At 75.1% G+C, this 12,940-nt stretch carries 10 protein-coding genes; 2 read left to right on the top strand and 8 right to left on the bottom strand.

The features are described from left to right. Window positions 1-5 precede the first annotated feature (5 nt). On the bottom strand, window positions 6-2,498 hold the full coding sequence (leuS, locus tag ACYSMR_RS16175; RefSeq protein WP_309125926.1) for a leucine--tRNA ligase: 2,493 nt from the start codon (window positions 2,496-2,498) through the stop codon (window positions 6-8). Between the two features lie 240 nt (window positions 2,499-2,738). Between leuS and ACYSMR_RS16170 the strand changes: the two genes are divergently transcribed. Together ACYSMR_RS16170 and ACYSMR_RS16165 are read left to right on the top strand one after the other, a co-directional pair. Next, window positions 2,739-3,917 (top strand): alpha/beta fold hydrolase, encoded by a 1,179-nt coding sequence (locus ACYSMR_RS16170; protein ID WP_461746518.1) that lies wholly within the window; start codon window positions 2,739-2,741, stop codon window positions 3,915-3,917. After that, on the top strand, window positions 3,914-5,029 hold the full coding sequence (locus tag ACYSMR_RS16165) for a glycosyltransferase (RefSeq protein ID WP_309125924.1): 1,116 nt from the start codon (window positions 3,914-3,916) through the stop codon (window positions 5,027-5,029). Before ACYSMR_RS16170 ends, ACYSMR_RS16165 begins: the two co-directional genes overlap by 4 nt. Window positions 5,030-5,060: 31 nt before the next feature. On the opposite strand, the gene ACYSMR_RS16160 is transcribed toward ACYSMR_RS16165, so the two are convergent. From ACYSMR_RS16160 to mihF, 7 genes are all read right to left on the bottom strand, one after another. Further along, window positions 5,061-6,542, bottom strand: a complete 1,482-nt coding sequence (locus ACYSMR_RS16160) for a glutamate-cysteine ligase family protein (RefSeq protein ID WP_251332643.1) — start codon at window positions 6,540-6,542, stop codon at window positions 5,061-5,063. 97 nt (window positions 6,543-6,639) lie between these two features. Continuing rightward, on the bottom strand, window positions 6,640-8,760 hold the full coding sequence (locus ACYSMR_RS16155; RefSeq protein WP_461746515.1) for a primosomal protein N' family DNA-binding protein: 2,121 nt from the start codon (window positions 8,758-8,760) through the stop codon (window positions 6,640-6,642). Then, window positions 8,757-9,962 (bottom strand): methionine adenosyltransferase, encoded by a 1,206-nt coding sequence (gene metK / locus ACYSMR_RS16150; RefSeq protein ID WP_251332645.1) that lies wholly within the window; start codon window positions 9,960-9,962, stop codon window positions 8,757-8,759. Before metK ends, ACYSMR_RS16155 begins: the two co-directional genes overlap by 4 nt. 82 nt (window positions 9,963-10,044) lie before the next feature. Beyond that, window positions 10,045-11,274 (bottom strand): bifunctional phosphopantothenoylcysteine decarboxylase/phosphopantothenate--cysteine ligase CoaBC, encoded by a 1,230-nt coding sequence (gene coaBC / locus ACYSMR_RS16145; RefSeq protein WP_309126216.1) that lies wholly within the window; start codon window positions 11,272-11,274, stop codon window positions 10,045-10,047. 34 nt (window positions 11,275-11,308) lie between these two features. Next, window positions 11,309-11,839 carry a DNA-directed RNA polymerase subunit omega gene (gene rpoZ / locus ACYSMR_RS16140; RefSeq protein ID WP_309126215.1) on the bottom strand — a complete coding sequence of 177 codons (531 nt, stop codon included), beginning with the start codon at window positions 11,837-11,839 and terminating at the stop codon, window positions 11,309-11,311. A 29-nt stretch (window positions 11,840-11,868) separates the two neighbouring features. Beyond that, entirely contained in the window at window positions 11,869-12,462 is a 594-nt protein-coding gene (gene gmk / locus ACYSMR_RS16135; RefSeq protein WP_309126214.1) for a guanylate kinase, read from the bottom strand. Between the two features lie 127 nt (window positions 12,463-12,589). Beyond that, entirely contained in the window at window positions 12,590-12,904 is a 315-nt protein-coding gene (mihF, locus tag ACYSMR_RS16130) for an integration host factor, actinobacterial type (protein WP_251332649.1), read from the bottom strand. Between the last annotated feature and the right edge of the window lie 36 nt (window positions 12,905-12,940).

Genomic DNA, 12,940 nt, shown 5'->3' with positions numbered 1-12,940 from the left:
CCGGCTCAGGCGACGATGTTGACGAGCTTGGGCGCGCGCACGATCACCTTGCGGATCTCGGCGTCGCCCAGCTGGCGGCGGATCGCCTCGGAGGCCAGGGCGAGCTCGCGCAGGGCGTCCTCGGTGATGTCCGCGGGCACCTCGAGCCGGTCCCGGACCTTGCCCTTGATCTGCACGACGGCCGTCACGGTGTCGTCCACGAGCAGGGCGGGGTCGACCGCGGGCCAGCCGGCGACGACGACGGAGCCCTCGTGGCCCAGGGCGTGCCACATGTCCTCGGCGGTGTACGGGGCGACGAGCGAGAGCAGGACCGCGACCGCCTCGACGGCCTCGCGCACGGCGGGGTCGGCGGGCCCGCAGCCGGAGTCGATGGCCTTGCGGACCACGTTGACGAGCTCCATGGTCTTGGCGACGACCACGTTGAACTTCCCCCCGTCGAGCAGCTGCGCGGCGTCGTCGACGGCCCGGTGGGCGGCCCGGCGCACGGCCTGGTCCCCGGCGGCCCGGTCGGTGCCGGGCGCGGAGGCGACGTCCTGGGCCAGGCGCCAGGCGCGGGCCAGGAACTTCTGCGCGCCCTGCGGGGAGACGTCCGCCCAGTCGACGTCGTCCTCGGGCGGGGACGCGAAGACCATGGTCAGGCGCACGGCGTCGACGCCGAACTCGTCGAGCTGCTCGCCGAGGTCCACGCCGTTGCCCAGGGACTTGGACATCGCCTTGCCGCCGTTGAGCACCTGCCCCTGGTTCAGCAGCGCCTTGAACGGCTCGGTGAACTCCACGAGGCCGAGGTCGTAGAGGACCTTGGTGAAGAACCGGGAGTACAGCAGGTGCAGGATGGCGTGCTCCACCCCGCCCACGTACTGGTCCACGGGCAGCCACCTGCGGGTCTGCTCGAGGTCGAACGCGGCGTTCTCGTCGGTGGGGGACGCGAAGCGCAGGTAATACCAGGAGGAGTCCACGAACGTGTCCATGGTGTCGGTGTCCCGCTGGGCGGGCCCGCCGCACGCCGGGCACTCGACGTTGACCCATTCCTCGGCGGCCGCGAGCGGGGAACGGCCCTTGGGGGCCAGCTGCTCGCCGCGCAGGTCGTCGGGCAGCCGCACGGGCAGCTGGTCCTCGGGCACGGGCACCTCCCCGCACGCCGCGCAGTGGACGATCGGGATGGGCGCGCCCCAGAACCGCTGGCGGGAGAGCAGCCAGTCGCGCAGCCGGAAGTTGACCCGGCGCTCGCCGGTGCCCGCGGCCTCGACCACGGCGACGGCGCGCTCGATGGCCTCGGCCTTCTCCAGCCCGGACAGCTCCCCGGAGTTGATCAGGGTGCCCTCGCCGGTGGTGGCGATCCCGGTGACGGCCGGGTCCTCCTCGCCGGTGTCCAGCACGGCGCGCACCGGCAGGCCGAAGGTGCGGGCGAAGTCGAGGTCGCGCTGGTCGTGGGCGGGCACCGCCATGATCGCGCCCGTGCCGTAGTCGGCGAGCACGTAGTCGGCGGCCCACACGGGCAGCCTCTCCCCGGTTAGGGGGTTGAGGGCGTGGCGGCCCAGGAACACCCCGGTCTTCTGCCGGTCGGTGGCCTGGCGCTCGATGTCGGACAGCGCCTTGACCTGCTCGCGGTAGGCGGCCAGCTCCTCGGCGTGCTCGGGGGCGACGATCTCCTGCGCCAGGTCCGCGTCCGCGGCGACCACGAAGAAGGTGGCGCCGTAGAGCGTGTCGGGGCGGGTCGTGAACACGGTGACGTCGCGGTCGGTCCCGCCCTCGCCGGCGCCCTCGATCGTGAAGTGCACGTGGGCGCCCTCGGAGCGGCCGATCCAGTTGCGCTGCATGGCCAGCACGCGCTCGGGCCAGTGCCCCTCCAGCTGCGCCATGTCGTCGAGCAGCCGGTCGGCGTAGTCGGTGATCTTGAAGTACCACTGGTTCAGGGCCTTCTTCGTCACCGGGGTGCCGCAGCGCTCGCACGCGCCGTTGACGACCTGCTCGTTGGCGAGCACCGTCTGGTCCTTGGGGCACCAGTTGACCGGGGAGTTCTTGCGGTAGGCCAGGCCCTTGGCGTGGAACTGCAGGAACAGCCACTGCGTCCACCGGTAGTACTCCGGGTCGGAGGTGTGGATCTCCCGGGACCAGTCGGCGCTGATCGCGTAGCGCTGGAAGGAGGCCTTCTGGGTCTCGATGTTCGCGTAGGTCCACTCGGCGGGGTGCGCGTCGCGCTTGATCGCCGCGTTCTCGGCCGGCAGCCCGAAGGAGTCCCAGCCGATCGGGTGCAGGACGTCGTAGCCGCGCTGGCGCCAGTACCGGGCCACGACGTCGCCCATCGCGAACGCCTCGGCGTGGCCCATGTGCAGGTCCCCGGAGGGGTAGGGGAACATGTCCAGCACGTAGCGGCGTTCCCGGGACCCGTCGTCGAGCGGCTCGAAGACCCTCTGCTCCGTCCAGAACGACGGCCACTTCGCCTCGATGGCGCGGAAGTCGTACCCGGTGGTCTCGGTCGTGTGCAGCTGTTCGGTCACGGTCCTCGCCTTCGCGGTCGGTGGGACCGGCGCCGGCCCGGGTGCGGGCCGCGCACGGTCGTGTGGGCGGCGCGCGGGCATCACGGGACCCCGGCGCGCGCCGACGGTGGTAACGGTGGTGGAGTCCGTCCCATGGTAGCCCAGCGGCACCGGCGCCCCGGCCCGCGGTCCCCCGCCCGCCCGCTAGCATCGTCAGCGGGCCGCGACCACCGGGCGAGCACCGGCCCGCAGGGAGGAACCATGCCGGACACCGCGCCGGGCACACCGCCGGGCACACCGCCGGACACACCGCCGGACACCCCCGCGCCCCGGGTCCGGCTGCACGACCCGTACGCCGAGCGGCGCAGCGTCGTGCTCGACGGCCACCGGGTGCGCTACTGGTTCTACGACGTCGACCGCACCCCCAAGCCCCTGCTCGTGCTGGTGCACGGGTTCCGCGGCGACCACCACGGCCTGCAGCTGATCGCCGACCGGCTCCGGGACCGCTACCACGTCGTCGTCCCCGACCTGCCCGGCTTCGGCCGCTCCGAGCCGTTCCCCGACCGGGCCCACGACGTCGCCGGCTACGCGGGGTTCCTACACCGCTTCCTCGAGGCCCTCACCGGCGGCGCCGTGCACGACGGCCCCGCCCGGGACGGCACCGGGCCCGGCGTCGCGCTGCTGGGCCACTCCTTCGGGTCCGTGGTGGCCGCCCACTTCGCCGCCGCCCACCCCGCCATGGTGGAGCGGCTGGTGCTCGTGAACCCCATCTGCGAGCCGGCCCTGGAGGGCTCCCAGGCGGCGCTGAGCCGCCTCGCCGTCGCCTACTACCGGCTGGGCCGGGTGCTGCCCGCCGGCCTCGGCCGGCGGCTGCTGGCGAGCGGGACCGTCACCGACGCCATGAGCGAGGTCATGACCAAGTCCCCGGACCCCGCGGTGCGCCGCTACGTGCGCCACCAGCACCGGGCCTACTTCTCCGCGTTCGCGAACCGGGACGTGCTGCTCGAGGCGTACCGGGCGTCGGTCTCCTCCACCGTCGCGGAGGTCGCGATGCAGCTGGGCATGCCGACGCTGCTCGTCGTCGGCGCGGACGACGAGCTCGGCTCCGTGGCCGCGCAGCGGCGGATGGCCTCCTGGATCCCCCGGCGCCGCCTCGAGGTCCTCGACGGGGTCGGGCACCTCATCCACTACGAGGCCCCCGAGCGCACGGCCGAGCTCGTCCACGACTTCCTCGCCTCCCCCGCCCCCGAGCCCACCGTCGCCCCCCAGCCGGCCGGCGCCCCGCCTCCCGGCAGCGGGCCCGCCGCCCTGCACCGGGAGCTGCCGCCCGCGGACCTCACCGCCCCGACCACGGGGCCGTTCACCGGCCCGTTCACCGCGCCCCTGACCGGGCTGCAGCGGGCCGTCCGCCGCCGGCGCCACGGGGGGGCCCGCCGATGAGGCTGCTCATGGACGCCCGCTACACCCGGCTGGGCCGCCACGACGGGATCAGCCGCTACGGGGCGGGGCTGATCGAGGCCACGGCCGGGCTCGCCGCCACCGACCCGGGCCTCGACCTCGCGATGCTCGTCAGCGACCCGCGGCAGCTGGCCATGCTCCCGGACGTCCCGCACGTGCTCGGACCCTCCCCGGTCTCGGCGGCCGAGGCCGCCACGGCCCTGGTCCTCAACCGGCACCGCCCCGACGTGGTCTTCTCCCCCATGCAGACCATGGGCTCCGCGGGCCGCCGGCACGGGCTCGTGCTCACCCTGCACGACCTCATCTACTACGACCACCCCCAGCCCCCCGCCGACCTGCCGGCACCCGTGCGCGCGGGCTGGCGGCTCTACCACCGCGCCTGGTGGCCGCAGCGCGTGCTGCTCGACCGTGCCGACGCCGTCGTCACCGTCTCCGCGACCACCCGGGAGCTCATGGCCGCCCACCGGCTCACCCGCCGGCCCGTGCACGTCGTGCCCAACGCCCCGCAGCCCGGCTCCGTGCTGGGCGACGCCGAGGCCCTCGCCCGGCTGCCGGGCCGGGAGAAGCTGCTGCTCTACATGGGCGCGTTCCTGCCCTACAAGAACGTCGAGACGCTCGTCCGCGCGGCGGGACGGCTGCCCGACCACGAGCTGCACCTGCTCTCCGGGATCTCCCCGTCCCGGCGCGCCGAGCTGGAGGCCTTGGTGCCCCCGGGCGCGCGGGTCGTGGTCCACGACGGGGTGAGCGAGGACGACTACGCCGCGCTGCTCGCCCGGGCGTCCGCGCTGCTGACCGCCTCCCGGGCCGAGGGCTACGGCCTGCCGGTCGTCGAGGCGCTCGCCGCCGGCACCCCGGTGGTGTGCAGCGACCTGCCGATCTTCCGGGAGGTCGCCGGCTCCGGCGCCTCCTACGCGCCCGCCGGCGACGACGCCGCCTTCGCCGCCGCCGTGCGCGCCCTCGAGGACCCGCAGCGGCGGCGCACGCAGGTGCTGGCCGGGCTGGAACGGGCCCGGGCGTACTCGTGGGCCGGCTCGGCGCGCACCCTCGTGGAGGTCGCCCGCGGCGTGCACGAGCGCCGCTCGGCCCGCCGGTGACCGCGCCCGTCCCGGGCCGCGGTCGGGCGCGTCAGGGCAGCGGCCAGGTGTGCACCGGCGCGTTGCCGTCCATGTGGCCCGCGTAGAGCCCGAGCATGCGCCGCAGCGCGGTGCGCCGGTCCGCGCCCCGGGCCTCGAGGCGCTCGACGGCGCGCGTCTGCCACGTCGCTCCGGTGACCCCGGCGACGCAGCGCGCCTCGACGATGCCGAGGTAGCGCTCGCGCACCTCCGGCGCCACGCCCCACTCCTCGAGGCCCTGGTGGGCCAGCGGCAGCAGGTGGCGCAGCACCAGCTCGTCGGCGCAGACCTCCCCGAAGCCGGGCCAGTAGAACCTCGCGTCGATGCCGTCCCGCGCCGCCCGGGCGAAGTTCTCGGCGCACGCCGCGAAGCTCATCCGCGTCCACACGGGCCGCTCCTGGCGCGCCAGCACGCGCACGGCGCCGTAGTAGAACGCGGCGTTCGCGAGCACGTCCGCGATCGTGGGCCCCGCGGGCAGCACCCGGTTCTCGACCCGCAGGTGCGGGATGCCGCCCACGACGTCGTAGATCGGCCGGTTCCAGCGGTAGACGGTCCCGTTGTGCAGCCGCAGCTCGGACAGCTGCGGGGCCACGCCCGCCAGCAGCTTGGCCATCGGGTCCTCGTCGGAGCACTCGGCGAGCAGCGCCGGGAAGTAGCGGACGTTCTCCTCGAACAGGTCGAAGATCGAGGTGATCCAGCGCTCCCCGAAGAACACCCGCGGGCGCACGCCCTGGTTGCGCAGCTCGACCGGGCGGGTGTCCGTGGCCTGCTTGAACAGCTCGATCCGCGTCTCGGCGTGCAGCCGCCGGCCGAAGAAGAACGGGCTGTTCGCGGCCAGCGCGACCTGGGGGGCGGACAGCGCCTGGGCAGCGTTCCAGTGGGCCGCGAACTCCGACGGGGCGACCTGCAGGTGCAGCTGGACGCTCGTGCACGCCGACTCGGGGGCGATCGAGTCGCACCACGTCTCGACCCGCTCCCCGGTCGGGCCCGCGATCTCGAGCCGGATGTCCTCGCCGCGCGCCACGAAGATCGAGTCGTTGAGCGCCGCATAGCGGTTGTTGTCGCTGATCCACTCCTGCTGGTAGTGCTCGGGCATGATCGTGGGCAGGATCCCGATCGCCAGCAGCCGCGAGCCGATCTCGCGGGCCTTGGCGTCCGCCGCGTTGAGCGAGGCGCGCAGGTCCTCCTCGAGCTCCAGGGCGGCCCGGCCGGGCAGCGGCCGCGGCGGGACGTTGAGCTCGATGTTGTACTGCGCCAGCTCCGTCTGGTAGCCGGGGTCGGCGATCGCCGCGAGCACCTCGGCGTTGCGGAAGTGCGGGTCGAAGCGCTCGTCGACGAGGTTGAGCTCGATCTCCAGCCCGGTCATCGGCCGGTCGAACTCGAAGGAGCTGCGGGTGAGCATCAGCTCGAAGACGTCGAGGTCCCGGCGGACCTTCTCCCGGTAGCGCTGGCGCTCCTCCCGCGTGTAGCTGCGGGCGCGGACCTCATCTCCCACGGTGACCTCCCGGCGTGACGGCCGCGGCGGCGCCGCCGCGTGGGACCAACCAACCACACCCGGGCCCGCCCGCCAAGGCCCCGGCGGACCGGGGCGCTCAGAGCAGGTCGGTGACGTCGCAGCGCACGTGCACGGGCGGGTGCTTGCGCAGCGCGGAGGCCTTGGCCCGGGCGGCCCGCAACCGGCGGGTGACCTCCCCGGCGATCCCGTAGCCGAAGAACAGCAGCGCCCGGTGCGGGGCCGGCTCCCCGCCGGGGCCCGGCTCGTGGTCCTCGAGGGGGGTCGGGCCGATCACGCGCACGGCCCCGGGCAGCTCGAGGTCCGCCAGGAACGCGGCGACGGCCGCCGCCGGGCCCGTCAGGGCCGCCGAGCGCACCGCGGGCGGCAGGCCCAGGGCGTGGCGCTCGGCGAGCTCGCGCTCGGCGTGGCCGGCGGGGTCCCAGCGCACCAGGGCCCCCACCGCGCTCTCGTGCTCCGCGGTGACGACCACGACCCCGCCGTCCCGGGCCCGGCGCACGAGAGCGGCCGCGTTGCACCAGCGGCGCAGCGTCTGCTCGGCCGCCCGCAGGGCCGGGCGCATGAGCATCTGGTTGCCGTCCAGCAGCAGGGCCGCGGCGTAGCCCCCCTCCGCGACCGGCTCGGCCCCGGGGGTCGCCACCACCAGCGCCGGGGCGGCGCCCACCTCGGGGCGCACGGCGTCGCCCGAGGAGGCGACCACGGGCACCTGCGGGAACGCCCGGCCCAGCTCCTCGGCGGTGCGCAGCGCCCCCACCGTGACCAGGCGCATCCGCCGGGACCCGCACGCGGTGCACGTCCAGCCGTGGGCGGAGCGCCCGCACCACCCGCAGCGCGGGACGCCGCGGCGGGAGCCGACCCCCAGGGGGCCCTCGCAGTGCCGGCAGCGGGCCGGCTCGCGGCAGCGCTCGCACGCCAGGTGCGGGGCGTAGCCGGCGCGGGCCACCTGCACGAGGACCGGTCCGTGCTCCAGTCCGGCCCGGGCGGCGCGGAACGCGGTCTCCGGCAGCCGCGCCCGGCTGGCCAGGGGGTCGCGGGCGGCGTGGAAGGAGTCGGCGGTCGAGACGATCCGCGGCATGAAGGCGCGCAGCACGTCCCGCTCCGGGGCGATCCGCCGGGCCCACCCGGTGCTCACGAGCCGCTGCGCCTCGGGGCTCACGGCGTGGCCGGCGAACAGGGCGGCGCACCCGCTGCGCCCGGCCCGCAGCAGCAGCACGTCGCGGGCGTGCTGGTAGGGCGCGCGCTGCTCCACGAGGTTCTCGTCGCCGTCGTCCCAGCAGCACACCAGCCCCAGGTCGTCGACGGGGGCGTAGGCCGCGGAGCGGGTGCCCAGCACCACCCGCACCCGGCCGGTGGCTGCGGCGAGGAACGCCCGGTAGCGGGGCGTGGGCCCGTCGTCGGCGTGCAGTCGCACCAGGTGCTCGGCGCCGATCTCGTCGGCCACCGCGCGCTCGAGCCGGGCCAGCGCCTTCTGGTCGGGCACGACCGCCACGGCTCCGCGCCCGGCCCGCCAGGCGGCGCCGACGGCCGCGGCGAGCACGTCGGTCCAGTCGTGGGCCGGGTGGGCCGGGAGCACCTCGGCCACGGCCCGGGGCGCGCCCCCGGCGGTGAGCTCGGCCAGGAAGGCGGACCCGCCGGCGTAGTCGGCCAGCGCGGCGTCGTGGGAGGGGGCCGGGGCGTGCGGGGACAGGCCCGTGGAGTGCCCGGGGTCCTCGGCCAGGCGCTGCTCGAGCTCCTTGTCCACGCGCGCGACCCGCGGCGGGACGGCCACGCGCACGACGTCGGCGACCGTGCCGGCCGAGCGCGCGGCCACGTCCTCGGCCAGCCGCGCGATCTCGGGGGACAGGACCGGCAGCGCCGAGAGCACCCGGCGCAGCGGTTGCAGCCGCTGCCTCACCTGGGAGTCCGCGACGCGCTCCAGGACGAAGCCGGTGAGCTCCTGGCCGGCGAAGCCCACCTTGACGCGGGCCCCGGGCACGGCGGCGTCCGCGAGCTCGGCCGGCACCGCGTAGTCGAACGGGCGGTCCAGGTGCGGGACGTGCGTGTCCAGCAGCACCCGCGCCACGGGGTCGAGCTCGGCGAGGAGCGCGGCACCCACGCCCTTCGCGTCGGGCCGCGCCGGGCGCGGGGGGAACCCCGTGAGGAGGGACAGCTGCCGCGGGGTCTGCGCGGCGGCCGGGGACTCCTCCGGGGACACGGTCACACCCCGGCGGCGGAGCGCAGGTCCTCGACGCGGTCGGTGCGCTCCCAGGTGAACTCGGGGTCGGTGCGGCCGAAGTGCCCGTGCGCGGCGGTGCGGGCGTAGATGGGGCGCTTGAGGTCGAGGTCCTCGATGATCGCCAGCGGGCGCAGGTCGAAGACCTCCCGGATGGCCCGCTCGATGCGGGCCGGGTCGACCGTCTCGGTGCCGAACGTCTCGACGTAGAGCCCCACGGGGGCGGCGCGGCCGATGGCGTAGGCGACCTGCACCTCGGCGCGCTCGGCGAGGCCCGCGGCCACCACGTTCTTGGCGACCCAGCGCATCGCGTACGCGGCGGAGCGGTCCACCTTCGAGGGGTCCTTGCCGGAGAAGGCCCCGCCGCCGTGGCGGGCCATGCCGCCGTAGGTGTCCACGATGATCTTGCGCCCGGTGAGCCCGGCGTCGCCCACCGGGCCGCCCCGGACGAAGTTGCCGGCGGGGTTGATGATCACCTGGGTGGCGGACAGGTCCAGCCCCGACTCCTCGAGCACGGGGGTGATCACGCTCTGCCGCAGGTCGGAGGCGAGCTGGTCGAGGTCGTAGCCCTCGACGTGCTGCGAGGAGACCACCACCGTGTCCACCGCCACCGGGCGGTGGCCGTCGTAGCCCAGGGTGACCTGGGTCTTGCCGTCGGGGCGCAGCCCGGGCAGCACCGCGGTCTTGCGCACGCGGGTGAGCTGCTCGGAGAGCCGGTGGGCGATCCAGATGGGCGCCGGCATGAGGACCTCCGTCTCGTTGGAGGCGTAGCCGAACATGATGCCCTGGTCGCCGGCGCCCTGGGCGTCCCGGGCGTCGACGGCCGTGCCCTCGCGCACCTCGAGGGAGTTGAACACGCCCTCGTAGATCTCCGGGGACTGCTCGCCCACGCTGATCGACACGCCGCAGAACTCGCCGTCGAAGCCGTGCACCGAGGAGTTGTAGCCGATGTCCAGCAGGCACTTGCGCACCACGTTGGGGATCTCCACGTAGCCGCGGGTCTTGACCTCCCCGGCCACGTGCACCAGCCCGGTGGTCACCATGGTCTCGACGGCCACGGAGGACTCGGGGTCCTGGCGCAGCAGGTCGTCGAGGATGGAGTCGCTGATCTGGTCGCAGATCTTGTCGGGGTGGCCCTCCGTGACGGACTCGGAGGTGAACAGTCTCAGGTGCTGGGTCGTCTCGCTCACGGGAGACCACACTACCCGCCGCCCCGGACGGCACAGCGCGGCCGGCGGCACAGCGCGGGCGGGCCGGGGCTGCGGCGGGCGCTCAGGCGCGCACGGCCGCCAGCTCCTGCGCGATCCGCTCGACGAGGCCGCGGGCCACGTCGGCCTTGGTCCCCTCGAGCACCTGCTCCGGGCCGCCGGCGGCGGAAAGCACGGTGACGGCCGTGGCGTCCTGGCCGAACACGAGGTCCTCCCCCACCTGGTTGACGGCCAGCAGGTCGCAGCCCTTGCGGACGAGCTTCTGCCGCCCGAACGTCAGGGGGTCCGTCCCGTCGTCGCCCGTCTCGGCGGCGAAGCCCACCACGAGCTGTCGGCGGCGGGCGGTGTTGCGCAGGTCCACGAGCTCCCGCAGGACGTCCGGGTTGCGCACGAGCCGGATGACGGGGTCGGACCCGTCCTCGGCCTTCTTCATCTTCGCGGCGGCGACCGTCGCGGGGCGGTAGTCGGCGACGGCCGCGGCCATCACCACGACGTCGGCGCGCGCGGCCGCGCGCACGCACGCCCGGCGCAGCTGCTCGGCCGTGCCGACGTGCACGACCTCGACCCCCGGGGGCACGGGGGTCTCCAGGTGCGCGGCCACGAGCACGACGTCGGCGCCGGCGTCGCGCGCGGCGGCCGCGAGGGCCACGCCCTGCTTGCCCGAGGAGCGGTTGCCGAGGAAGCGCACCGGGTCCAGCGGCTCCCGGGTGCCGCCGGCGCTGACGAGCACGCGGGCACCGGCCAGCGGGCCGGCCGCGGCGTCCTCCGCGCGCGCCACCAGGCGCAGGGCGGCGGCGTGGATGAGCTCGGGGTCCGGCAGCCGGCCCGGGCCCGAGTCGGGGCCGGTGAGCCGGCCGACGGCGGGCTCCAGCACGGTGTGCCCGTGGGCGCGCAGCAGCGCGACGTTCGCCTGCGTCGCCGGGTTGAGCCACATCTCGGTGTGCATGGCCGGGGCGAACAGCACGGGGGCCCGCGTGGCCAGCAGCGTGGTCGTCAGCAGGTCGTCGGCGTGCCCGTGCGCGGCGCGGGCCAGGACGTCGGCGGTCGCCGGGGCCACGACGACGAGGTCGGCGGACTGCCCCTGGTGGACGTGGTTGACCTCGTCCACCCGCTCGAAGACGTCGGTGCTCACCCGCTGCCCGGACAGGGCCTCCCACGTGGGGGCGCCCACGAACTTCAGGGCGGACTCGGTGGGCACGGGCACGACCGTGTGGCCGCCCTCGGTGAACAGGCGCAGCAGCAGGGCGGCCTTGTAGGCGGCGATGCCGCCGCCGACGCCGAGGACGACCCTCACGCGGCGACCGCCCGCCGGGCGGGACGGGTCCGGCTCACAGGTCCCGGAGGTCCCCGGGGGCCTGGCCCGGCTCCGGCGGAACGGAGTCGCCCGCGTCGCCGGCACCGTTGTCGGGGGTGTCCTGGAGCCCGCCGGGCAGGTCGCCCAGGGGGTCCCCGGAGGAGAAGTCCACGGCCGCGTCGGCGGAGAACGGGGTGTCGGCGGCGAACGCCGCGGCGTCGTCCTCGGTGCCCTGGGCGAAGAAGTCGGCGCCGAAGACGTCGGCGGCCAGGTCCTGCTCCGTGGTCAGCTGCCCGTTCTCGGCGAAGCCGGCGTGCTCGACGGGACGGCCCTCGATGAGCGCCTCGTCGATCTCACGGAAGGCGATGGACAGCGGCTTCTCGTTGAGCTGGGTGTCGACGAGCGGACCGACGTACTCGAACAGGCCCTCGTGCAGCTGCGAGTAGTAGGCATTGATCTGCCGGGCACGGCGCGCGCCGAAGATCACGAGCCCGTACTTGGAGTCGGACTTCTTCAGCAGGGCGTCGATCGGCGGGTTGATGATGCCTTCGGTGTGGGATGACAAGCGATTGCTCCAAACGAGGTGGACGGGGATCAGGATGTCTGCTCGGGGTCGAGGCCCATGAGCGACACGAGTTCGGCGGCGGCGCGCTCGACGCGGTCGTTGACGACGGTGTGGTCGAACTCCGGCTCGGCCGCGAGCTCCAGTTTAGCGGTTTCCAGCCGCTGCCGCTGTTGCGCCGGGGTCTCGGTGCCCCGGCCCACGAGCCGGGCGACCATCTCGTCCCAGCTGGGCGGGGCCAGGAACACGAAGTTCGCCTCCGGCATGGTGCTGCGCACCTGGCGGGCCCCCTGCAGGTCGATCTCCAGCAGGACGCTGCGCCCCGCCTCGAGCGCCTGCTCCACGGTGGAGCGCAGCGTGCCGTAGCGGTGGGAGTTGTGCACGACGGCCCACTCCAGCATCCGGCCGTCGCGGACCATCACGTCGAACTCGTCGTCGGAGACGAAGAAGTAGTGCACGCCGTCCGTCTCGCCCGGCCGGGGCGCGCGCGTGGTCGCGGAGACGGAGAGCCAGACCTGCGGGTAGTGGTCCCGGACGTAGGTCGAGACGGTTCCCTTGCCCACGGCCGTGGGGCCGGCGAGCACGGTGAGGGACGGGCGCTCGGCGCGGGGCGCGGCAGGGCTCACGGAGATCCTCCTGGGGGTGGGGTGGTCCTCCCAATCTAGCCGATCCGGCGCCGTGGTCCCGACGGCGCCCGCCGGGGCCCCCTCCGGTCCGCGGACGGGGGCGGGGCCGGCGGGCGCCGGGCGGGGCTCAGCGGTCGAAGTACTCGATCAGGGCCTTGCGCTGGTGCACGCCGAGCCCGCGCAGCCGGCGGGTGCGGGCGATGCCGAGATCGTCCATGATGGCCGCCGAGCGGACCTTGCCGATCCCGGGGGTGGACTCGAGGAGGTCCGAGACCTTGAGCCGGCTCACGGCCTCGTCCCGGTCGGCGCGGTCCAGGATCTCGGCGATCGTCAGCGAGCGCTCCCGCAGGCCCTTCTTCACGTCGGCGCGGGCCGTCCGCGCCTTCGTGGCCTTCTCCCGCGCAGCGGCCCGCTCGTCGTCGGTCAACGGACGCAGTGCCATGTAGTTCCTCCTCGTCACGACGGGCCGCAGCCCCCG

This window comes from Kocuria sp. U4B (assembly GCF_054875615.1).
Note: the sequence above shows the minus strand (reverse complement) of the source record. Positions and strands in the feature narration are given on the sequence as shown.